The following is a 23,710-nucleotide window of genomic DNA, read 5'->3' on the forward strand; positions in this document are numbered from 1 at the left end:
ATTTCAATACGGCAAATTCCTGCTGCCACCACGTTTTCTTACGGCACTTTCGGTTCCAAAAGTGCCTACCTGTGAACAATTACCTTATGGCAACTATGTAAAGTGTTGTTAAACTTCTCTCATGATTTCTTCGCGCCCAGTTTGTTTTCTGTGCCGGACAACAGACGCCCAATATTGCTCCGATGGCGCCAGATCGCCATGCACATCAGGATCGCGCCCAGTGCATAGAACTGGATGCGGTTCGGCGTGCTTACCCGGTAGGAACCCATGCTCTCAAAGATCACAAGCTCTGCAAAAAAGGTGATCGACACAAGAATCGAACCAAGCGATACATAGCGGGTCAGGAACACCGTCACGGAGAAAATCACGAAACAGGTCAGCGTAATCCGCAGATCCATCGCAGTCATAATGCCCGCCATGCAGGCAATTCCCTTGCCGCCCTTGAATTTCAGGTAAAACGGAAAATTGTGACCGAGTGTAACTCCCAGTCCCGCATACAGTGCAAGGAGATCCACCTCCTCATTTCCCTTGAACAACAGGCGGCAGACTGCCATCGCAAGCACCGCCTTGAAAAAATCCCCTAAAAATACGATCGCGCCCGCTTTCTTTCCCATCACACGCAGGACGTTCGTAGAACCGGCATTTCCGCTGCCGTACTGGCGGATATCCATATGATTCGCCTTTCCATACAGATAGCCGGACTGGATCAGACCAAAGATATAGCCAATCACAATACAGATGAGACGTTCCATTATTGATCCTTCCCCTTTCTCTCGCGGATCAGGAATTTTAAGGAAGTTCCCTTGAATCCGAATGCGTCACGGATCTTGTTCTCGAGATACCGTGTATATGAGAAATGCATCAGTTCCTTATCATTGACAAACACAACGAATGTCGGCGGTTTGACCGCTACCTGTGTCATATAGTAGAGCTTTAAACGCTTGCCCTTGTCAGACGGCGGCTGCTGCAGTGCCACTGCCTCTGCCAGGATCTCATTGAGAACGCCGGTTGCAATACGCAGTGTCTGATTTTCGCGCACCATGTCGATCATCTCAAACAGCTTATTCATACGCTGTCCGGTCAGTGCGGATACGAACACGAACTCCGCATACGGAATAAAGGACAGAACGGTCTTAATCTTATTGGTGTACTCATAAATAGTCTTATCGGTCTTATCGATCGCATCCCATTTATTTACCACGATGATAATACCTTTTCCACGCTCATGTGCGATACCGGCAATCTTTGCATCCTGCTCGGTTACTCCCTCTTTCGCGTCGATGACCATCAGAACCACATCAGCTCTCTCAACCGCCGTTACGGTACGGATGATGCTGTAGCGCTCCAGCTCCTCCTTGATCTTGCTCTTGCGGCGCAGACCTGCCGTATCGATAAAGACATACTCGGTACCGTTGCGGACAATCTCTGTATCGACTGCATCGCGGGTCGTACCGGCGATATCCGATACGATGACGCGGTTCTCGCCCAGAAGCTTATTTATAATAGAAGATTTACCTACGTTTGGTTTTCCGACAATCGCCACTCTCGGACGGTCATCCTCTTCCTCGTCGCCGCTTCCCTCCGGGAAATGTGCCACGACTGCATCCAGCAGATCGCCCAGTCCCAGACGAGAGGCTGCCGAGATCGCTACCGGATCACCGATACCGAGGTTGTAGAACTCATAGACGTCATTGCCAAATTTCGCCGGATTATCTACTTTATTGACCGCCAGAACAACCGGTTTTCTCGATTTACGCAGCATATCCGCCACCTTGGAATCTGAATCAGTCATGCCCTGACGCACATCTACGATAAACAGAATCACATCCGCCGTCGTGATCGCGATCTCCGCCTGCTCGCGCATCTGGGACAGGATAATATCCTTCGTATCCGGCTCGATACCGCCAGTATCGATCAGGGTAAAAGAATGGTCTAACCAGGTACAGTCCGCGTAAATACGGTCACGCGTTACACCTGGAGTATCTTTTACAATCGAAATCATATCGCCCGCAAGGACGTTGAAAAGGGTGGATTTTCCCACGTTTGGACGTCCAACGACCGCCACCACCGGTTTCTTTTTCATATTTATGCCTCCATTTATTTTCATGCTCCGCAGCTGGTTTGTAAATCCACAGCTGCTATTTTTATTGTCCAGTTACTTATTTCATTCATTGTGATGCATTTCACATCCAGACGCTTTCTTTCTGTGTGTCCGAAAGCACGTTTTCCACTGTATTTCCAGCCATCACGTTTCTTTCTCATCCTCCAGATCTAAGTCTTCCTCTTCAAAACAAACGACTTCGTCCGGGGCATCCTAATCCAGGTCTTCCGGCTCATATGCGTACACCTGTACGCCATCCAGATCTTCTTCCTGCCAGTTATCATCCATCTGAGCGGCAAATTCCTCCGGATCCGGCTCATACTCGCCATGCCTGGAGCTTTCCTCCTTCACAGGAGCCAGAATTGCTTCCACAAAATCACGTCCGCTTGATTTTACAATATCCACCGGAACTTGTAAAGCATTTTGTACATCCGTGCGGGTCAGATCATCCAGAAATGTCTCCTCGCCGCTTCGGAACATGGCGCTTGGAAGCAGCAGGCGGCTGCCAAGCGGCTGTTCCTTTAACTGTGCAATCAGATCCTTTGCCGTGATCAGCCCCGCCACCGTGATCCGCTCACCAAAGAAGTCATTGCGGATCGCATATACATGTACCTTTTTCCCCGGGAACTGGCGGCACACGCGCTCTACATACTGCTCAATATACGGAGCAGCCAGCCGTCCCGTTGCAATCGAAATCTCCTCCGGGCACACCTCGCCAGCCTCTCCCGGATGCAGCTGCTCCAGCGCCTCGGCTATCTCCTCCTCCATCAGGCGAATCATGCCGACCCCATTTTCCAGCTGGATATAGCCATCATAGCGATCCGCTTCCGGAAGCGGGCGCCCGGCGCCCATGTAAAACTCATCGCTGGCGTGAATGAAGTGAATACCGTGTTCCGCATAGATCTTCTTCTGCCATTTCTCTATCAAATCAATGGTATCGCCCAACTGCTCCGGTGTAAACGGCTCAAGCGGATACAGACCATCGCGGTACTTCGAGAGACCGACCGGCACGACCGAAACACTCTGCATCGCCGGAATGTATTTCGTCAGATCACGGATCGAACGGTCTAACTCCGCCCCGTCATTGACGCCCCGGCATAAAACGATCTGACCGTTCATCGGGATATCCGCCTCATACAGGCGGTCGATTTTCTGAAGCGCCTCACCGGCAAAGCGGTTATGAAGCATCTTGCAGCGCAGCTCCGGATTTGTCGTCTGCACTGAAATATTGATCGGCGCCAGCTTAAACCGGATAATCCGCTCAATATCCTTATCCTTCATATTCGTCAGCGTGATATAGTTGCCCTGCAGGAACGAAAGTCTGGAATCATCGTCCTTAAAATACAGTGTCTCACGCATGCCCGGCGGCATCTGGTCGATGAAACAGAAGATGCACTTATTCCTGCAGGAACGATAATCGCTCATCAGACCATTTTCAAAGGTAATCCCCAGATCCTGATACTCATTTACGATATCCAGTTCCCACTCCTCACCGTTTTTCTTGCGGACCAGCAGCGTGATCTCCTCGCTGTTTATCTTATATTCATAATCAAAAATATCCTCTATCTCATCTCCATCGATCGTCAAAAGGACGTCCCCCGGCTCCAGCTCCATTTCCTCCGCAATCGAGCCCGGATCGACCGATTTTATCAGATGACCTTTTTTCATTTATAAAATCCTCATTTCAAATATTTTTAAACCCTAAGAATCCAGTATTATATTAACAGTAATCAGCTTTTTTGTAAAGTTGTGCTTCCGATTCGCAGATGTGGATTTTTGGGGAAGCAAGCCAAATATTTGATTTTTTTTGTAATTTTCTCATTTGCTATTGACGTTTCTTATCGTAAAATGGTATAAAATAGTTGTATTATGTCCTGCAAATGGCAGACAAACTTGTACGCTCTGCCCGCATGCACCGAAGGACCTACACTGTTTGGAGGTATAACCATGTCGAATGACTACGTGTTTAATGACACGCTTCCGGTTGCGCCGCTTAAAATTGCCGCACTGGAGAGCTGCCGGGATCTGGCTGAGAAAGTCAACTCCCACATTATCAATTTCCGCCGCAACGATATTGAAGTCCTGAAAAAGCGTCAGGAAAATTTACAGTACCGCGGCTATGATGCTGATTCCTACATGCTTGACTGCGCGTGCCCGCGTTTCGGAAGCGGTGAAGCAAAAGGCATCGTCAATGAGTCTGTCCGTGGTACCGATATTTACGCCATGGTCGATGTAACCAACTACAGCCTGACCTACAAAATGAGCGGATTTACCAATCATATGTCCCCGGACGACCATTACCAGGATTTAAAACGTATCATCGGCGCATCCATTGCTACCGCACATCGTGTCAATGTTATCATGCCGTTCTTATATGAAGGACGCCAGCACAAGCGCAGCGGTCGTGAATCCCTTGACTGCGCGATGATGCTCGAAGAACTGATTCAGATGGGCGTAAGCAACATCATTACTTTCGATGCACATGACCCGCGTGTACAGAACTCCATTCCGTTAAGCGGTTTTGATAATTTCATGCCGACCTACCAGTTTATCAAGGCATTACTGAACCATGACAAAACCTTAAAGATCGACAAGGACAACCTGATGGTTATCAGCCCGGACGAGGGCGCTATGTCCCGCGCCGTATATCTGGCAAACAACCTGGGTGTTGACATGGGTATGTTCTACAAACGCCGCGATTACTCCCGTGTTGTCAATGGACGTAACCCGATCGTTGCCCATGAGTTCTTAGGTTCTTCCGTTGAAGGAAAGACCGTTCTCATCATCGATGACATGATCTCCTCCGGCGAGAGCATGCTGGACACCTGCCGCGCCCTCAAAGAGCGCAAGGCAAAACGCGTCGTTGTATGCGCTACCTTCGGTCTGTTCACCAACGGACTTGAGAAATTCGACGAATTTTTCGCAAAAGGTTACCTCGACTGCGTTGTAACCACCAACTTAAACTACCACACGCCGGAACTTCTGCAGCGTGACTGGTATGTAGAAGCTGATATGAGCAAGTTTATCGCTGCAATCATCAACTCCCTGAACCATAACGTATCTCTGGAGAACGCACTGACTCCGACTGCGAAGATCCAGAAGCTGATTAAGCGATATAACGAAGGGAAAATGTAATGAGAATTGACGGCTGATAAACGGCTGGAAATTTCAAAAAACTCCTGCATACACAGATGAATCTTCATTCTGTGTATGCAGGAGCTTTTTCTAATTAATCTACTCAAACCGCGATTTGCAATTCAATCCATCCCCATCACAAATTCACCTTCTCCCAACCTCTCTCCAAATACCCATTCATCTTCCGTTTCAGTTCCTGATTCTCCTCCGCCTCCAACAGCGGATCTTTATCCATTAATTTCTTCACTTCATCCGAAACTGCCTTCAATATATCTGCATCTGCAAATATATCCGCTAAATGGAATTCGAGATCGCCGCTCTGGCGGACGCCGAAGAGGTCTCCGGGACCGCGCAGTTTTAAGTCTTCGGAGGCGATGTAGAAGCCGTCATTTGACTTATTGAGAATATCCAGCCGCTTTCCGGCGTCTTCCTCGCCGGAGGCGTTGACCATGATGCAGTAGGACTGGTCTTTTCCTCGACCGACGCGCCCGCGAAGCTGATGGAGCTGCGCCAGACCGAAACGCTCGGCATTTTCGATCATCATAACGGTGGCATTCGGGACATTGATTCCGACCTCGATGACCGTGGTGGATACCAGTACATGAATCTCATTTGCCGCAAATGCTTCCATGATCGCATTTTTTTCTTTTCCCTTCATCTTTCCGTGCAGATATTCCACCCGGATCGACGGGGACAGGGCGCGGCGCAGCTCTTCGGTATAATCGATGACGTTCTCTGCCTCCAGCATCTCGCTCGGCTCGACCATCGGGCAGATGACGTATGCCTGACGGCCGGCACGGACTTCATTTTCGATGAAACGGTAGGCATTCGGGCGAAATTCACGGTTCACGACACAGTTCTTGATCGGCTGCCGGTTTGCCGGAAGTTCATCGATGATGGAAATATCAAGATCCCCATATAAAATAATCGCCAGCGTCCGCGGGATCGGCGTCGCACTCATGACAAGCACATGCGGCTCGCCGCCTTTTTTGCTCAGCATTTCCCGCTGCGCCACTCCAAAACGGTGCTGTTCATCCGTGATTACCAATGCCAGATTGTCGTACACCACTTTTTCCTGAATCAGCGCGTGGGTTCCAATCACGATATCTGCCTCATGATTTTCAATCGACTCTCTGGCAAGCCGTTTTTCCTTTGCTGTCATCGAACCGGTCAGAAGCACCAGACGATATGTGATTCCCAGCGACGCAAACAATTCGGTCATCGACTCGTAATGCTGGCGCGCCAGTACCTCTGTCGGCGCCATCAGCGCCCCCTGATATCCATTTGCCGCCGCCTGTAGCAACGCCAGAATCGCCACAATCGTCTTACCCGAACCAACGTCGCCCTGAATCAATCGGGTCATGATATGCCCGCCGGACAAATCGGCGTACACCTCCCGGATTACCTTTTTCTGTGCCCCGGTCAGAGCATATGGGAGGCGCTCTTCCACCGACGCCATTTCCCCAGAAAACGTAAATGGATATACGCTCTTTTTATCTTCTTTTTTGTCTTTGAGCAGGCGCACTGACATCAGGAACATGAAAAATTCATCAAACACAAGACGTTTTCGGGAAAACATCAGTTCTTCCCGGTTTGCCGGAAAATGGATGTGCTCCAGCGCATAGTTGATTTCCGCCAATCCGTACTTTTCCCGCAGACCAGCCGGTAGATATTCCCGTTCCATCTGGCGCATCGTGAGGGCTTCCGTGACTGCCTTTGCGATCGTCTTATTGCCAAGTCCCTTCGTCTGTCCGTAAACCGGCTGCATAGACGACACGACTTTCGCATACTGTTCCGGGCGGTAGATCTCCGGCTGCTCCATCGTAAGTCTTCCCCGTTTTTTTACCACACGGCCACGGAAAATAAAGCGTTCCCCCGCCTTGAGCGTCCCGCGCAGATAGGGCATATTGTACCATGCCAGCGCCAGTGTGCCTCCGCTATCCCGCAATCCAGCCGTCGTAACCTGCAGGCGCGCTCCATACCGCACCACATCCGCCGTTTTTGCCAGGATTCCGCCGACTGCCGCGATCGTATCTTCCTTCAGTTCCGCGATCGGCTGCGGTTCCTTAAACTCATCATAAGCACGCGGATAATAATGAAGCAGTTCTTCCACCGTTTCCACGCCTATTTTTTGAAATAGCTTTGCCGTCTTTTCACCGATGCCCTTGATAGCGGTTATATTCTGCTGTTCCATTTATCTCCTCCTGCTTTTCAGAATATTCTCCGGAAAATCAGCCACGCGGACAGTTACCGGACAAAAAATCCGGGAATACATTGGAATGAAAGAGAGACAGGACGCAGGGATCTCTCCCCTGACCTGCCTCATTTCATACTTATGAATTATTTTGTTTTATACGTCAAATGTTTTATCTGCGCCATCACATAGAAAATTCATTTTCTCGTTATCTGCATTTTCTCAGCCAATAATGCAGCTTCATTTAACGCATTTCAATCACTTTAAACGACCTAAATCTACTCTACCGAAATCATATAATAGTAAATCGGCTGCCCGCCATTCTGGCATTCAAATTCGCAGGATGTAAATTCTTTGCGGGCTTTCTCACAGAATGCCTCTGCGTCCTCTTCCGTGACATCCTCACCATAATAGATCGTCACAAGCTCAGACTCATCATCTACCATCTTACGAAGTGACTCCATCGCGGTCTCCTCGATATTCTTGCCAACTGCCAGCATGCCGCTGTCGCCGATCCCCATGATATCGCCCTCTGCGATCTCCATACCATCGATCGATGTATTGCGGACTGCGTAGGTAATCTGACCGGTCTTAACGTGGCTCATCTCCTCGGTCATCTGTTCCATATTTTCTTCCGCCGTCAGATCCGGAGCAAAATTAATCAGCGCCGTGATACCCTGCGGAACCGTCTTGGACGGAACTACATATACCTTGGTATCTTCTGACAGGCTCTTTGCCTGCTCTGCCGCCAGAATAATATTTTTATTGTTCGGCAGAATGTAAACTGTCTCGGCATGGACTTTTTCGATTGCTTCCAGCATATCCTCCGTACTCGGATTCATCGTTTGTCCGCCCTCGATGATATAGTCAGCGCCGATGCCCTTGAAAATCTCAGAAAGACCTTCTCCGACCGATACGGCGATAAATCCATATTTCTTGCGTGGTTCTTCTTTCTTCTCTTTGGCTTCTTCTTCTGCCTTCTGCTGTGCCGCCAGACGTTCAGAATCTTTGATCAGTTTCTCCTGATGTTCCTCGCGCATATTGTCAATCTTGATGCGGGACAGGGAACCGTAGGTCAGTGCTTTCTGAATCGCCAGACCTGGATCGTTTGTATGAACGTGAATCTTGACAATATCATCATCTGCCACAACTACCAGGGAGTCGCCGATCGTGCTCAGATAATCTTTCAGTTCCTGCTCTGTCGTTTCATCCGCCGGTTTTTCTGCATTGATAATAAATTCCGTACAATAACCAAAACGGATATCCGCTGCCTGCGTGCTTCCGGCGCCTGTTGCTATTTTTGCCGCTCCATTTCCCGATACAGACGGAGTAACTGCCGCGTCGATATCCACGACTTTTCCTTTTAAGCCCTCAATACAGCCCTTGATAACCTGAATCAGACCCTGTCCGCCAGAATCCACTACACCTGCCTCTTTCAGAACCGGAAGCATCTCCGGTGTCTGGCTTAAAACATATTCGCCGTACTCCAATACTTTCTCTGAAAATTCAAGTACGTCCTCGGTCTGCGGTGCCAGTTCTGCCGCTTTATCCGCCATTCCCTTGGCAACCGTCAGAATCGTACCTTCCTTCGGCTTCATAACTGCCTTATAAGCTGTCTCCGTCGCACGGTTAAATGCGTCTGAGAGAACACTCGTCGTAATGACATCTACCGTCTTAATCTCTTTCGTAAATCCGCGGAAGAGCTGTGAAAGGATAACGCCGGAATTGCCTCGTGCGCCACGCAGGGAACCGGAGGAAATCGCTCTCGCCAGCGCCTCCATCGTCGGATTTTCAACGGCTGCCACTTCTCTGGCGGCTGACAGAATCGTCATCGTCATGTTCGTACCGGTATCTCCATCTGGAACAGGAAATACGTTCAGCTCATTGATCCATTCCTTGTTGGCCTCCAGGCCCTTTGCTCCAGCCAGAAATGCATTCTTTAACATCCCGGCATCTATATAATTCATGCCCACAGGGTTTGTTCCTCCTTAATCTATCACTCTTACGCCTTCAACATAAATGCTGATTTTCTCAACCTTCATGCCAGTAAACTCTTCTACTTTATATTTTACACTCTCGATCAGGTTGTCCGCAACGGTAGAGATGCTGACCCCGTATGCCACGATTACGTGGAAATCGATGCTGAGTGCATTGTCCTTGATGGCTACGTTGATGCCGTGTGTCAGGCTTTCTTTTTTAAGCAGTCTTACCAGACCATCTTTCATACTGACAGCCGCCATGCCAACGATACCGAAGCATTCTACTGCTGTCGTTCCGGCGTACATTGCAATTACTTCCGGATCGATCTGGATCGAACCCATTTTATTGTCGATGCGTCCTTTCATATTGACAGCCTCCGTTTCTTTACTTGTTTTTGTTTGATTCGAATTTTATGCCATGATTTTTTACGGGCTGGACATGCGGAGCCGGGACGGCTCCTGTGTCGGCGCGTGGGATGAGTACTTCACGGGCTGGACATGCGGAGCCGGGGCGGCTCCTGTGTCGGCGCATGGAATGAAATATATGCGTCTCTCTACCCCGTCATGCAGCTCGATTCCGCTTCGCTCCATCTCGCTCACGGGCTTCGCCCTATGGATAAAAATGTCTGAAATACGGCTTATGTGCAAGCACAACACCGTTTTTCAGCCTTTTTTATCCGCATGACTCATGGCTTACGCGTATATTATACACCACCCACGTTAAAAAGGAAATAGAAAATAGACATCTGTCGAAAACTTTTTTTATTTTTTTTGGTTTTTCACTTGCATATTTTCCTATTTTCTGCTATTATACCTTTGTTATGGATTTTAATAGGAAGTCCAATGATCGGTTAAGGAGGTGCTACGATGGCTAAGTGTGCAATCTGCGAGAAAGCTGCTCATTTTGGTAATGCAGTGAGTCATTCACATAGAAGATCTAACAAAATGTGGAAAGCTAACGTTAAGTCTGTTAAGGTTAAAACTAATGGCGGAGCTCAGAAGATGTATGTATGTACTTCTTGCTTAAGATCCGGTTTAGTTGAAAGAGCCTAAATCGAGTTTAACTGGCCTCAGGTGTCTGCCTGAGGCTTTTTTCTTGTCCTTGGCATAATGAACGACAAAAAATGTTGGAAATATGCTTTTTGAGCACATTCCAACATTTTATATAAAACCTTTCCTTCAAAACACCTTAAAACAAGTTCAGCAGCGTTCCATACAGCTTCTCATTTCCCATCACCACCAGCGCCAGTTCTTCTTTTGCCTCGCTGAGCTGATAAAAAAGATGTCTCACATCGCGCTCTGTCGAGCGCAGATATCCCATTTCATCATAATAATAGCGCCCATCCAGCCGATGCACCATGCGATCGACTTCTCGCGTATGGCGAGATTGTATTTCTACGGCAGAATCGGATGGCTTTTCCGGTTTTTCCTGCCAATCGGATTCCTGGCACTCATATCCCTGACGAATGTAATCATTCAGCAAATTAGCTGCTTCTGACTCATCGTTGGCATAAACCACCGCGACATGGGGATAGCGCCGCATTCCGCGTCCGTGCGGCAGGTGCATCATATTTTGTATAAAATAGGAAAGTTCTGCATTCGCACGGATCCGATTCGTCAGGTGGAATGTCTGGATTCCCGGCTGCTCCCCCAAGAGCTTTATTGCACCCAGATCCAATTCTTCCGGCGAAATCATATCCTCACAGTTACTGGAAAAAATAACCGGACGCGTTTTGCCGATCTCCAGCAAAATTTCCAATGTATTGGGCGACAGAAGGTGTGCCTCATCTACTAAGATCGCGCTGTATGCTTCAAACCTGATTTCCGCTCCCGTTTGAACACTATCCTCCGCCAGGTACTCCACCCGCCGCAGCCGCTCATGCAGCACCTTCCACTCTTTTCCCGCTTCACCGCAGTGGATCATGCACACCCGCTGCCGCCCGGAGAGTTTCATCGCAATATCATATAAAAGCAGCGTTTTGCCCGTCCCCGGAAGACCGGTAAACCAGAAATATCCCGTCCGGTCTGCCCGGATTTTCTTTAAAATCTGGCGTTCAATATCCCTCTGCTGGTATGTCAGGAAATATTCTTTCTTTAAGAACCGTCCCGGCTCTGTAAGCGGCGAAATCAGGTACAGCTCCGCCTGAAACAAGTCTTCGATATCGCCTGGATAATCAGCACTCTCCTGCTGCAAATCCCGGCAGAGCTGTTCCCAGTCCGCCTCCACAATGCGGTCATGATTCGTCAGACGCACCAGGCGGTTCTGACTGCTAATATAAGTGTACGAACGAATCGGCTTTCCCAGCGCCGCCAGATAATACCGGTTCTGTATGAGCTGCTTGCGGATCGCCTCATCCGACACCTGTCCGCTCTTTAATTCAAGATTTAAAATCTGTTCTTCCTTGATCTGAAGCAGATCAAACTCTTTTCCCAGTCTCGGAATCTGAAAGGAATAGAAAAAACGCAGTGCGTACACCGCCTGTATATGTCTCTCCAACTCCGAAACCAGCGCTTTCATGCTGTCCAGCTCCCATTCCCGTATTTTCAGAAACACATCCCGCCCCGAAAGCTGTCGTTCCAGCTTTTGAAGGTATTCCGTATTCTGATTTCGGGTAATCGTGTAAATAGAGATTGCTTTCATACCACCTGCGTTCCTTTTCGCCCTTTCCAAACTTTATAGATCCCTCTTTTTGCCGCAGCACTCCATGAGCGCCGCTACCACCTTATCCATCTGCAGTGGTTTTGCCAGATGCACATTCATCCCAGCCGCCAGGCACTGCCTGGCATCCTCTTCAAAGGCATTTGCCGTCATGGCAAGAATCGGAATCTGCCTTGCATCCGCCCGCGGAATCGCCCGGATCGCGCGTGTCGCAGCCAGACCATCCATCACCGGCATCATCACATCCATGAGAATCGCATCGAACGTCCCCGGACGTGCCGCCTCAAAGCAGTCTAATGCCTTCTTCCCGTTCTCCACAATCGTGACATGGGCACCCGCATCGGTCAGAAGTGTCTCCGCGATGTCTGCATTCAACTCATTGTCCTCCGCCAAAAGCAGCTTCAAACCGTGAATATCTCCTGACGGCGCTGCTTCCTTAACCGGAAGCTCCTCCGGCGGCGGTGCAATCTCAAATGGAATTTCCACCACAAACGTCGTTCCAATGCCGACCTCACTCGTCACTTCGATGGTTCCGTGCATCTGTTCAATCAGCCCTTTGACGATCGTCATGCCAAGCCCAGTTCCCTGATAAACACTGCGCGCATCATTTTTCTCCTGTACAAACGGATCAAAGATGTGGTCCAGAAATTCCTGGCTCATGCCAACTCCCGTGTCCGAGATCGTCCACCTATAGACGCACCAGCCGTCCCGTACATCCTGCGCCTCCACCCTGGTACTGATTTTTCCGCCCGGATGATTGTATTTGATGCAGTTTCCATAAATATTCAGGAAAATCTGGCGCAGATGGAGCTGGCTGCCATAAATATACGGATACGGAATCTCCGCTTTTCTTTTATCATACTCCCATTGAATGCCCGCATCTACCGCGCGCTCGATGATGATGCTCACGATATCGTGCGTCATCTCTGCCAATGAAATATAATCATGTGCCAGAATGATCTTTCCTTCTTCCAGCTTGCTCATCTGCAGCACATCATTGATGAGGAACAGCAGATGCCCCGCCGCCACCTGCATTTTCCGGTGATTTTCCATCAGCATCTCCTTATCATCAAAATGTGCCTCATCGATTTTCAAAAGCCCGATAATGCCATTGAGCGGTGTCCGGATATCGTGACTCATGCGGCTTAAGAAATCTGTTTTCGCCCGGTTTGCCGTCCGCATTTCATCAAATGCCGCCTGCAAGCGCGCGTGCTCCTGTTCATCCCGCGCGTGCATCTGCGACGTATCCTGCAGAAGAATGATCGCATGAACCACCGGCATCTCACAAGAAAGCTCCGTATCAAACACGATCGTCTGCGTCATCAGAACTGTTTTCTGTACCCAGCAGATCGTGCCATCTTCCTCCTGGATACAGTATTCCACGGAAATATGTTTCTCCCCTGCCTCAAACCGCTTCAACAGCTTAGCCGGATCATCTGCCAGACGATAGCTTCCCAAGGTCTCCTGGGTGACCATCTTCATATATTCACTGCAATAATCACGGTAAGAACACGGCAGCGGATAGTCCATAAATAACTCCCGGCATTCCTCGTCTTTTCCATTCAGGACAACACTCTTCTCCAGAATATCCTTTGTCAAATTAACTGTATATATCATATCCGACAGATCCAGGAGTGCATCCACATAGCTGTCATTTTCCAGAATCGACTGTTTGAGCTGTTCATAATAAAGCGTCAGCTGTTCCTTCGCATCTGCCCGCCCTTCTGAACTTTTCCGGATCGTCTCAAATGCCAGCAGGAAATGATGCAGCTTTCCTTCCTCATCCCAATCTACCGGGATCAGCGTCAGGCGGCTGTAGAGTCCCTGACCGTTGGTGTCATACTGCAATTCGAGTAGATCTCCCTCCGCCTGCAGCTTCCCGGAAAGCTCTGAAACCTGCAGGCTCTGGCGGATGTTGGCGCGGTCAGCACGAGCCACCCGTTCCGCTGCTATCTGCTCCGCCGCACCGGAATAGCTTCCGTCTGACGCCAGAAAGAAATCAGCACTGGCACGGAGTGCCCGGTAGGTATCCATGTGCGCGTCGCAGTAGAGACAATCCGAAAAGTTTCTCCCGTACCGGTTTAAAAGCTTGAGCAGGTGGAAATCCAGCCGTTTTTCCGCTGCCGCTTCCTCGCGCTTTACATGGTTTTTGTTGATATACATATTTTTATCGGCAAAACTGAAAAGCTCCCGCATCGTGCTGCCCGGAAAATCACTGGCAAGTGCATACCCGGCCGCATAGCTGAGCGGCATATCCGGATATCCCTTTGACTCCTCTGTCATCGCCTCCCGCACATGGGTGAGGCATTCCCGCATGGCCTCCTCATCCAGACCATGCGTAACGGCAATAAATTCATCGCCGCCGTCCCGCCCTACGAACTGTTCCGCAGGCATGGACGCGCGCAGGCAGACGGCGAACCGCCTGATGTAGGCATCCCCCGCCTCATGCCCCATGCTGTTGTTGATTCGGCGGAGATTATTCAGGTCAAAACTGCATACTCCCACATTCTCTGCCGCCGGTTCCGGATCATCCAGCAATTCTTCGCATTTATTCTTATTGGGAAGTCCGGTCGCCTTGTCCAAATACACCTTTTTCTGCAGCGCACGGTTCATCGCCGCAAAGCGCACCGCCTTGATAAATTCATATCCAATCAGAAGCATCAGAACAATAATATCAATCGTGATATATTTTTCAATTACCGTCAGCGAGGATGCCTTCCTCTGGGAATACGCCTCCGCCAGTCCCGTCGCCTCATCACAGATTTCAAAGAACCGCTCGCTCTTATCAATGATCTCTGTATTCTCATAGCCGACTTCCCGGACACGCAGGATTTCATAGTGAAGCGCGGCAAAGTACTCCTCCAACTCCTGCATCTTACTCTGAAACGCCCCGTCATCAAGGCGCACCAGCCCCAGTTCGCCATTGCCATTCCGCAGACCATCGACGAAGGCCTCAATATCCTGAATCATACCATCCTCCGGCTGACCGGAAATTTCCAATTTAATGATACGCTGTGTCTTTCCGCGCACCAGTCCCGCATAATTGACCACACGCGCCGTTCCCTGAATACTGGAGACAATTCCCATCATCACGATAATCAGTGCCGCCAGCACAACCGCCAGCACGCCGATGCAGATCTGTATTATGTTTGAAGTCTTTTTCTTCTTACTCTTATTCGCATTCTCGGAATCCATCGCTCCGTCCTCCCGTGAAAAAGAATGTGCCTTGGCACATTCTCGCGCCAAGCGCGGTCGCTTGCGACATGTTTCTGCTTCGCGCGAGTGCGCATCCTCGCGGAGCGTTTTTTGTTTCATAGGACGTAATTTCCTATGAAACAAAAACCCTGGCACGCCCTTTTCCCTGCACCTGCCATCTTGTTATTTTACATCTTATATCCCAGAAAGCATCCATCCTCATGCGACTCAATCCGCCCGACCGCCTGCAGATACGAATAAATAATCACCGTCCCGGCAAACTTCATCCCACGCTTTTTGAGATCTGCCGACACTGCATCTGAGAGCGGCGAGCTGACCTTGCCTGTCTCATGAATCACCGCTTCTCCCGTCCAGTGAGTCAGATACGCGTCAAAACTCCCATATTCATTCTGAATTTCCCGGAATATCCGTGCATTCGTGACAGCGGCATGAATTTTCAGCCGGTTATGTACAATTCCCGGGGCGGTCCGGATTGCTTCCTCCTTCGCCTCGTCGTAACCGCACACCTTGTCCAGGTCAAATTCATCGAACGCGGCGCGGAACGCCTCCCGCTTATTGAGGATGCACTCCCACGAAAGCCCTGCCTGAAAGCATTCAAGGATCAGCATCTCAAAGAGCTTCGCATCATCCCGAACCAGCTTTCCCCACTCCTCGTCGTGATAACGGATATACAATTCATTCTTTGGATTCGCCCAGCGGCAGCGGTGTTTTCCATCGTGCCATTCCATGTTTTTCTCCCTTCGCCTACATAAGCGGCGCCAGAATCCGCAGTGCCTTCCCCGCAAACCGCCGGATAAACGGATACTTCCGGCAGTTTTCCAGAGTGATCCGCTCGCTCTTTGCAAGTGTTTTCTGAAAATCTTCTTCCACATCCATCACAACCGCATTGCGGAAGAAATAGGACGCGCACTCAAAATGCAGATACAGACTTCTGAAATCGAGGTTGATCGTTCCGACCACCGCCTTCTCATCGTCGCTTGTAAACATCTTCGCATGAATAAAGCCCGGCGTGTATTCATAGATCTGGACACCAGCCCGCAGAAGCTCCGCGTAGTAGCTGCGCGCCAGCAGGTACGCATATAATTTATCCGGTATATGCGGCATGATAATAATGACCTCCACGCCGCGTTTTGCCGCAAACTTGAGCGCCGCCAGCGTCGTATCGTCAAGAATCAGATACGGGGTCGTTATGTGCACATACCGGCGTGAACGCCCTAAAATATCGAGGTACACCGACTCGCCGACATTTTCCCCGTCGAGCGGGCTGTCCGCATATGGCATCACAAAGCCACCGTAGTCCAGCCCCTCCGGCATATGAAATTCCGGCGGACATAAAAATCGGCGGTACTCCTCTCCATCCCGCTCCGTCACATCCCAGAGCTGCAGAAACATCATCGTAAAACTATCCACGGCTTTTCCTTTGATCATGACTGCCGTGTCCTTCCAGTGTCCAAAGCGCACCCGCTGGTTGATATACTCATCCGCCAGGTTCACGCCTCCGGTAAACGCAGTATGACCATCAATCACGCAGATCTTCCGGTGATCGCGGTTATTCTGGTAACTCGAGAGAGCCGGACGCACCGGCGCAAAAATCTTGCACTGGATCCCCTTCTCCTGCATCGCTTTCTCATAGCCGTGGGGCAGCGTGAAGAGATTTCCCATGCCGTCATACATAAATCGGACTTCCACGCCCTCGGCGGCCTTCGTCTCTAACACCTGTAAAATCGCATCCCACATCACTCCGTGTTCTACGATAAAATATTCCATAAATATAAAATGTTCCGCTTTTTTGAGTTCTTCCAATAATACTGGAAACATATCATCTCCCAGCGGGAAATAACGTGCCCCCGTATTTTCATACGCCGGGAAACGTCCGTACTGGTTCATATAGCGGACGAGATTGCCGCCACTGGCGCTGATGCTCTCATAGTGTGCCAGCACCTCCGGATCCTGTAAAAGGTACGGACGCAGTTTTGTCCCAACTTCCTCGATCCGCCGGTTAATACGGTGCGTGCCAGGCTGCAGCGTCAAAAACAGATAAAACAGCGTTCCAAACACTGGAAATACCAGAATCGGCACAACCCAGGACAGCTTGATCGTGCTGTTTCCTTCATCGCTGATAATATAGATCAATATCAGGGCACTGAGTATCGCAGATCCGCCATACATATAGATCAGGTACTCTCTAAACCAGTCAAACCCGGCAAAGAGCACAAGAATCTGTATCAGCAGAAACAGCGTTCCCAGCGTGGTACGACCGAAAATCAGACGCAGCAGTTTTTTCAATTTTTTAAGTATTTTCTCCATTTTCTACCAGTCCATTTCTCTATCTTGTTCATCGGGCATCTGCCATATCATTTAAAACTACAGTGCCATCTCTCATAGTATGACAGATTTTTGCAAATAAAACAAGAGGTCAGCCAGAGACTGACACAGATTTATGTGTCATCCCGACTGACCTGTCATTGCAAGCGCTTATTTTAACAACCGCATTGAAACATCTCACTGATATTCCGCATAAGGCTTATATAGCGCCATTTTCTGGAATTTTAGTCCTCCAGTGCCTGACGGATATCCTCGATGATATCATCCGCATTCTCAATTCCGACACTCAAACGGATCAGGCTCGGATCAACGCCCGCCTCCTTGAGCTGCTCGTCGGAGAGCTGACGGTGAGTATGACTTGCCGGATGCAACACGCAGGTTCTCGCATCGGCAACATGGGTTACGATGGCTGCCAGTTTCAGCTTATCCATGAACTCGCCAGCTGCCTGACGACCGCCCTTTAAGCCGAAAGAAATAACGCCGCATGTACCGTTCGGCATATATTTCTGCGCCAGTGCATGGTATTTATCATTTTCAAGTCCCGGATAATTCACCCAGGCCACATCTTCACGGCTCTGTAAATACTCGGCGACCTTCTGTGCATTCTCACAGTGGCGCGGCACACGCAGATGCAGTGTCTCCAGACCGATATTCAATAAGAAGGAATTCTGCGGGGACGGGATGGAACCGAGATCACGCATTACCTGTGCGGTTGCCTTGGTGATATAAGCCGCCTTACCGAATTTCTTCGTGTAAATAATGCCGTGGTAAGACTCATCCGGCGTCGTCAGACCCGGGAATTTATCTGCATGTGCCTCCCAGTCAAAGTTGCCACTGTCCACGATGCAGCCGCCGACGGTCATCGCATGTCCATCCATATATTTTGTAGTAGAATGCGTTACAATATCTGCGCCCCACTCGAACGGACGGCAGTTGATCGGAGTTGCAAACGTATTATCTACAATAAATGGAATACCATTTCTGTGTGCAATCCGGGCAAATTTTTCCAGATCCAGCACTACCAGAGCCGGGTTTGCAATCGACTCACCGAAGATACACTTTGTGTTCGGGCGGATCGCCTTCTCGATCTCCTCTTCCGGCGCATCCGGGTCAACTAACGTAACATCGACGCCCATTTTTTTCATCGTAACGACAAACAGGTTTGATGTGCCGCCGTATACGGTTGCCGAGCAGACCAGATGATCGCCCGCGCCGCAGATATTAAATACCGCATAAAAGTTTGCCGCCTGTCCGGAGGATGTCAGCATTGCTGCCGCGCCGCCCTCCAGCTCACGGATCTTATCTGCGACTGCATCATTGGTCGGGTTTGCCAGACGGGTATAAAAATATCCGTTTTCCTCCAGATCGAAGAGTCTTCCCATCTGCTCACTGGTTGAATACTTAAAGGTCGTGCTCTGGTAGATCGGCAGAATTCTCGGCTCGCCATTTTTCGGCTGCCATCCGCCCTGGATGCACGTTGTTTCCATTGAACGTTTCATTTTTCTTCTCCTTCATATGTTTATTTTAAAATAATTTTATAGTAATTGAGCGCATTTTTTAGTACGGCTCTTTTACATTACCATATCAAACAGCGAAAGCTGATTGCTCTCCGGCAGCCCCGTCAGAATTCCCAGCTCTGCCATCAGATCGCACACCGTCTTCGTAACCTTGGTGCGATTGATAAAGTCCTCTTTTGACAAGAACTTTCCGTCCTCCGCCGCAAAAACAATCGCGTCTGCCGCTTTCTCGCCCAGTCCGTCGATACTGCTTAACGACGGCATCAGCTTTCCGTCTATGATCTGGAAATTGCGGGCTTTTGCCCGGTAAATATCGATCGGCATGAACTCAAATCCGCGCGCGTACATTTCCTGTACGATACGCATATCGCGCAGCGTGTCCTGCTCTTTCTTGGAAAGAGAATCCGACCGGCTCTTGTACTCCGCCAGATGGTACTCCAGCTTATCGCGCCCCTGGCACATCAGCTTGTAGGTAAATCCACTCGCACGGATGCTGAAATATGCCGCATAGTACGCCAGCGGGTAAAATACCTTACAGTACGCCACACGCCACGCCATCATAACGTAAGCCGCCGCGTGCGCCTTCGGGAACATATACTTGATTTTCAGGCAGGAATCGATATACCACTGCGGCACATCGTGAGCTTTCATCTCCTCGATCCACTCCGGTTTCAGTCCTTTTCCTTTTCGGACAGACTCCATGATAGTGAAGGAGAGTCCCTCTTCGAGTCCTTTCTGAATCAGATAAATCATAATATCGTCTCGACAACAAATCGCCGTCTGAATCGTCGCCTGTCCGCTCAGGATAAGGTCTTTCGCGTTTCCTAACCATACATCCGTACCGTGGGACAGACCGGAAATCCGCACCAAATCCGAAAAATATTTCGGTTTGGCATCGATCAACATCTGCATCGCGAAGTCTGTACCAAACTCCGGAATGCCAAGCGCCCCGAGCTTACAGCCGCCGAGATCCTCCGGCGTGACACCGAGCGCCTCCGTGTTCTGGAAGAGACTCATGACCTCCTTCGAATCCAGTGGAATATCCTTAACCGGGTCGAGTCCCGTCAAATCCTGCAGCATACGAATCATGGTCGGATCATCGTGTCCGAGAATATCGAGTTTCAACAAGTTGTGGTCGATCGAGTGGTAATCGAAATGCGTCGTGACGGTACGTGTCGTCATATCGTCCGCCGGGTGCTGCACCGGTGTAAACGTGTCAATCTCCTCTCCGAGGGGCAATACGATGATACCGCCCGGATGCTGTCCGGTGGTACGCCGCACGCCGACGCAGCCGGACACGATGCGCTCAATCTCGCACCGGCGCTTACGGATTCCTTTATCCTCATAATAATGCGCCACAAAACCATACGCTGTCTTATCCGCCAGCGTACCGATCGTCCCCGCACGGAAGGTCTGTCCTTTTCCGAAGATGACCTCCGTATAGCTGTGCGCCCGGCTCTGGTACTCGCCGGAGAAGTTTAAGTCGATATCCGGCTCCTTATCGCCCTTGAATCCCAGGAACGTCTCAAACGGGATGTCGAACCCGTCTTTTTTCAGCGGTTTTCCGCACTTTGGACATATCTTATCCGGCATATCACAGCCCGCCATACCCGAAAACTTCTTTACGTCTTCGGAATCAAAATCGTAATAATGGCAGTTCGGGCAGTAATAATGCGGGCTCAGCGGATTTACCTCCGTGATACCAGACATCGTCGCCGCCAGCGAGGAACCAACGGATCCTCGCGAACCAACCAGATATCCATCCTCATTCGACTTCCAAACCAGCTTCTGCGCGATGATATACATAACGGCGAATCCATTGGAAATGATCGAGTGAAGTTCCCGCTCCAACCGATCGACTACCACCTTCGGCAGCTTATCGCCGTACATATCATGCGCGTGGTTGTAGCAGATGGTACGAAGCGTATCATCCGAATTCGGAATAACCGGCGGACACTTGTCCGGGCGTACCGGTGAAATGCGCTCGCACATCGCCGCAATCTTGCGCGTGTTTGTGATAACGATCTCCTCCGCCTTATCGCTGCCTAAATATTCAAATTCCCCCAGCATTTCCTCGGTGGTCCGCAGATACAGTGGTGCCTGATCGTCTGCATCCTTAAAGCCCTTGCTCGCCATGATGATACGACGGTAGACCTCATCCTCCGGATCGAGGAAATGGACGTCGCAGGTCGCGCAGACCAGCTTGTTCCACTGCTCGCCAAGTTCAATCACTTTGCGGTTCAGATCCTGCAGATCCTCCCAGGTGTTGACCGAACTTTTCTCATCCCGCAACATAAATGCGTTGTTTCCAAGCGGCTGCACTTCCAGATAATCATAGAAATTCGCTATTTTTCCCAGTTCCTCCTCCGGAACCCCGCGCAGGATCGCCTGAAACAGCTCGCCCGCCTCGCACGCCGATCCAAGAATCAGCCCCTCGCGGTGGCTCGCCAGCAGACTCTTTGGAATCCGCGGACGTTTTGCAAAATACGTCAGGTTTGACTGGGAAATCAGCCGGTACAGGTTGATTCGCCCGACATCATTCTTCGCCAGAATAATAATATGGTAGGTCGGCATCTTCCGGATCATTTCCGGCGTCATTTTGCTGAGTTCGTTGAGCTGCGTCAGATTTTCGATATCACGAGCCTTTAACATCTCGATAAACTTGACAAAAATCTCTGCCGTCGCCCCCGCATCATCGACCGCCCGGTGATGGTTTTCGAGGGAAATTTTAAGCTCTTTCGCTACTGTGTCGAGCTTGAAGCGGTTCAGGTTCGGCAGCAGGACACGCGCCAGCGAAACCGTATCGAGAACCGTCGGCTGGAATGTGATTCCCTGCCGTCTCGCATTTTCTTTGATGAAACTGATATCAAACGAAGCGTTGTGCGCGACCATGACCGCACCCTCGCAGAATGCCAGAAACTCCGGCAGAACCTCTTCGATCGTCGGCGCGCTGATTACCATGCCGTCGTTGATGCTTGTCAGCTGTTCAATGTCATAGGGGATTGGCACTTCCGGGTTGACAAATGTGCTGAATTTGTCCACAATCTTTCCATCCGTCACACGCACCGCGCCGATCTCGATGATGCGGTTCTTGATCGGGCTGAAGCCGGTCGTCTCGATATCGAATACAACGCAGGTGTGATCTAACGTCTGTCCTTTCTCATTCTCCGCCAGTTCCTTCATATCATCGACGAGATAGCCCTCAACACCATAGAGGATCTTGAAGTTTTCGCCCTTATCAACCGCATGGTTCGCATCCGGAAACGCCTGCACACAGCCGTGGTCGGTGACAGCGATCGCGTCCATGCCCCACTGTTTGGCACGTTTGATGATATCCTTGACCTCGGAAACACCGTCCATATCGCTCATCTTTGTGTGACAGTGAAGCTCCACGCGCTTGACCGGACTGTTGTCCATCCGCTTGCTGGTGAAATCTTCGCATTTCTTGATGCCGGAAACCGAACCGATCGTCAGCTCGCCATCAAATTTATCAATATTGGCAACACCCTTGATGCGGACAAACTGTCCCGCCTTGGTCGCCGTCTTCAAATCATCCAGCGTATCCTCCCGTGCAAAGATCTTGACGCCGATTGTATCTGTAAAATCCGTTACCGAAAACATAAACAGTGTGTTGCCGCTGCGAAGCTCCCTTAGCTCGCAAGTCAGGATCTTTCCGCGGATGACAACCTGCCCAACCTCGCCTTCCAACTCCTCGATCGGGCTCGCCTCCTCATCGAAATCGCGCCCAAACAGCACATCCGGATTGTCGGATTTCTTCATATAGCCCGAACGGCGGTACTCGCCGCTCTTGCCAGATCCAGCATTTGTGCTGCCTGCCTGGTTTCTGCCTCCTGCCGGATTCCCCCCGGCTTTCAGCTTACCAACCGGTTTTAAAACAGTCTTTCCCTCGTCAAATGGCAGATCAACACCGCCAGAGGCAGGTTCTGCCCCCGATGGTTCCATATACGCCTCATTGGCACCTGCTGCTCCGGCAGCCGCGCCGCTTCCGCCTGCCGTGCCACTCTCGCCTGCCGCCTGCGGCTTCATGTAGATGATCTCCGGCTCAGTATTCTTCTTCTCAACCGGACGGTAGGAAGTCTTCACAACCACCGGCACATTGCAGCGCTCGGTGAAGATTTTCTCCAGAATCCGCACCAGCTCCGGTGACTTATCGCGCACGATCATCGTGTCCTCTAGCGACAGCTTCAGGTATCCTTCTTCTTCAAAATTCATCTCCGCCTTACGGAACATATTATAAAGAAGGATACTGTAATTTTTCAGCTCCATCAAAATGCTGTCCCGGTATACATTCATGAGTTTTTCCGGCGTGTACTGGCTGGACAGATGGTATTTCTCCAAAATCTTGATCGTCACCCGTTTGCCCGGAAACAACTGCTCCTTGATGCCTTTTTCCAGATCGTAGATACTCTGCTTGTGCATCAGGCGCGGGCTGTCGATGTATACGCGGATCACGCTCCGGTCACGGTTCGTCGAGATCTTCTCGATCCCGACCATTTCAAGCAGTCCCCGCACATTTTCCGCAATATGTAAATCTGGAAATACCTCCAGAAATGTTTTCATTCT

At 50.2% G+C, this 23,710-nt stretch carries 15 protein-coding genes; 2 read left to right on the top strand and 13 right to left on the bottom strand.

The genetic code is table 11. The features are described from left to right. Nucleotides 1-119: 119 nt before the first annotated feature. Genes plsY through DWX68_RS06535 form a run of 4 tightly spaced genes read right to left on the bottom strand, consistent with a single transcriptional unit; the run spans nt 120 to nt 3,769 of the window. A complete protein-coding gene (gene plsY, locus DWX68_RS06525) occupies nt 120-752 on the bottom strand; it encodes a glycerol-3-phosphate 1-O-acyltransferase PlsY (RefSeq protein WP_118628862.1) in 633 nt (210 codons plus the stop codon). Continuing rightward, on the bottom strand, nt 752-2,083 hold the full coding sequence (gene der / locus DWX68_RS06530) for a ribosome biogenesis GTPase Der (RefSeq protein WP_118628863.1): 1,332 nt from the start codon (nt 2,081-2,083) through the stop codon (nt 752-754). Before der ends, plsY begins: the two co-directional genes overlap by 1 nt. 20 nt (nt 2,084-2,103) lie before the next feature. Continuing rightward, nucleotides 2,104-2,262 carry a hypothetical protein gene (locus tag DWX68_RS14635; RefSeq protein WP_182432150.1) on the bottom strand — a complete coding sequence of 53 codons (159 nt, stop codon included), beginning with the start codon at nt 2,260-2,262 and terminating at the stop codon, nt 2,104-2,106. 52 nt (nt 2,263-2,314) lie between these two features. Then, nucleotides 2,315-3,769, bottom strand: coding sequence for a DUF512 domain-containing protein (locus DWX68_RS06535; protein WP_118467626.1), 1,455 nt, complete (start codon nt 3,767-3,769; stop codon nt 2,315-2,317). Between the two features lie 279 nt (nt 3,770-4,048). Between DWX68_RS06535 and DWX68_RS06540 the strand changes: the two genes are divergently transcribed. Next, nucleotides 4,049-5,236, top strand: a complete 1,188-nt coding sequence (locus DWX68_RS06540; RefSeq protein WP_106999824.1) for a ribose-phosphate pyrophosphokinase — start codon at nt 4,049-4,051, stop codon at nt 5,234-5,236. Between the two features lie 136 nt (nt 5,237-5,372). Here DWX68_RS06540 and recG read toward each other — a convergent pair whose 3' ends face one another. From recG to DWX68_RS06555, 3 genes are all read right to left on the bottom strand, one after another. Further along, the gene (recG, locus tag DWX68_RS06545; RefSeq protein ID WP_118628864.1) at nt 5,373-7,430 is read right to left on the bottom strand and encodes an ATP-dependent DNA helicase RecG; all 2,058 of its coding nucleotides are present in this window, start codon (nt 7,428-7,430) and stop codon (nt 5,373-5,375) included. 278 nt (nt 7,431-7,708) lie between these two features. After that, entirely contained in the window at nt 7,709-9,403 is a 1,695-nt protein-coding gene (locus tag DWX68_RS06550; RefSeq protein WP_118628865.1) for a DAK2 domain-containing protein, read from the bottom strand. Between the two features lie 15 nt (nt 9,404-9,418). Beyond that, a complete protein-coding gene (locus tag DWX68_RS06555) occupies nt 9,419-9,775 on the bottom strand; it encodes an Asp23/Gls24 family envelope stress response protein (RefSeq protein WP_106999821.1) in 357 nt (118 codons plus the stop codon). 501 nt (nt 9,776-10,276) lie between these two features. On the opposite strand from DWX68_RS06555, the gene rpmB reads away from it, so the two are divergent. Then, nucleotides 10,277-10,462, top strand: a complete 186-nt coding sequence (rpmB, locus tag DWX68_RS06560) for a 50S ribosomal protein L28 (protein ID WP_003504147.1) — start codon at nt 10,277-10,279, stop codon at nt 10,460-10,462. A 136-nt stretch (nt 10,463-10,598) separates the two neighbouring features. Here rpmB and DWX68_RS06565 read toward each other — a convergent pair whose 3' ends face one another. The 6 genes from DWX68_RS06565 to DWX68_RS06590 all read right to left on the bottom strand — a co-directional run bounded on the left by DWX68_RS06565 (nt 10,599) and on the right by DWX68_RS06590 (nt 23,707). Beyond that, the gene (locus tag DWX68_RS06565; RefSeq protein WP_118628866.1) at nt 10,599-12,050 is read right to left on the bottom strand and encodes an AAA family ATPase; all 1,452 of its coding nucleotides are present in this window, start codon (nt 12,048-12,050) and stop codon (nt 10,599-10,601) included. Nucleotides 12,051-12,083: 33 nt separating this feature from the next. Then, nucleotides 12,084-15,263: an ATP-binding protein gene (locus DWX68_RS06570; protein ID WP_118628906.1), complete on the bottom strand. Its 3,180-nt coding sequence runs from the start codon at nt 15,261-15,263 to the stop codon at nt 12,084-12,086. A 188-nt stretch (nt 15,264-15,451) separates the two neighbouring features. Then, on the bottom strand, nt 15,452-16,012 hold the full coding sequence (locus tag DWX68_RS06575) for a DNA-3-methyladenine glycosylase I (protein WP_118628867.1): 561 nt from the start codon (nt 16,010-16,012) through the stop codon (nt 15,452-15,454). 16 nt (nt 16,013-16,028) lie between these two features. Then, entirely contained in the window at nt 16,029-17,591 is a 1,563-nt protein-coding gene (gene cls, locus DWX68_RS06580) for a cardiolipin synthase (protein WP_118628868.1), read from the bottom strand. 242 nt (nt 17,592-17,833) lie between these two features. Continuing rightward, complete coding sequence (locus DWX68_RS06585; protein WP_106999780.1) at nt 17,834-19,108, bottom strand: aminotransferase class I/II-fold pyridoxal phosphate-dependent enzyme; 1,275 nt, start codon at nt 19,106-19,108, stop codon at nt 17,834-17,836. 72 nt (nt 19,109-19,180) lie between these two features. Further along, nucleotides 19,181-23,707, bottom strand: a complete 4,527-nt coding sequence (locus DWX68_RS06590) for a PolC-type DNA polymerase III (protein WP_118628869.1) — start codon at nt 23,705-23,707, stop codon at nt 19,181-19,183. Between the last annotated feature and the right edge of the window lie 3 nt (nt 23,708-23,710).

Source organism: Clostridium sp. AF20-7 (genome assembly GCF_003479275.1).
GTDB classification, from domain to species: domain Bacteria; phylum Bacillota; class Clostridia; order Lachnospirales; family Lachnospiraceae; genus Otoolea; species Otoolea fessa.

Bases quoted from the DNA above. Each gene is read 5' to 3' on its own strand.
- DWX68_RS06555 (WP_106999821.1), bottom strand. From the start codon at position 9,775: ATGAAAGGACGCATCGACAATAAAATGGGTTCGATCCAGATCGATCCG.
- DWX68_RS14635 (WP_182432150.1), bottom strand. From the start codon at position 2,262: ATGAGAAAGAAACGTGATGGCTGGAAATACAGTGGAAAACGTGCTTTC.
- rpmB (WP_003504147.1), top strand. From the start codon at position 10,277: ATGGCTAAGTGTGCAATCTGCGAGAAAGCTGCTCATTTTGGTAATGCA.
- DWX68_RS06565 (WP_118628866.1), bottom strand. From the start codon at position 12,050: ATGAAAGCAATCTCTATTTACACGATTACCCGAAATCAGAATACGGAA.
- DWX68_RS06590 (WP_118628869.1), bottom strand. From the start codon at position 23,707: ATGAAAACATTTCTGGAGGTATTTCCAGATTTACATATTGCGGAAAAT.
- der (WP_118628863.1), bottom strand. From the start codon at position 2,083: ATGAAAAAGAAACCGGTGGTGGCGGTCGTTGGACGTCCAAACGTGGGA.
- DWX68_RS06585 (WP_106999780.1), bottom strand. From the start codon at position 19,108: ATGAAACGTTCAATGGAAACAACGTGCATCCAGGGCGGATGGCAGCCG.
- DWX68_RS06575 (WP_118628867.1), bottom strand. From the start codon at position 16,012: ATGGAATGGCACGATGGAAAACACCGCTGCCGCTGGGCGAATCCAAAG.
- recG (WP_118628864.1), bottom strand. From the start codon at position 7,430: ATGGAACAGCAGAATATAACCGCTATCAAGGGCATCGGTGAAAAGACG.
- DWX68_RS06540 (WP_106999824.1), top strand. From the start codon at position 4,049: ATGTCGAATGACTACGTGTTTAATGACACGCTTCCGGTTGCGCCGCTT.
- DWX68_RS06535 (WP_118467626.1), bottom strand. From the start codon at position 3,769: ATGAAAAAAGGTCATCTGATAAAATCGGTCGATCCGGGCTCGATTGCG.
- plsY (WP_118628862.1), bottom strand. From the start codon at position 752: ATGGAACGTCTCATCTGTATTGTGATTGGCTATATCTTTGGTCTGATC.
- cls (WP_118628868.1), bottom strand. From the start codon at position 17,591: ATGGAGAAAATACTTAAAAAATTGAAAAAACTGCTGCGTCTGATTTTC.
- DWX68_RS06570 (WP_118628906.1), bottom strand. From the start codon at position 15,263: ATGGATTCCGAGAATGCGAATAAGAGTAAGAAGAAAAAGACTTCAAAC.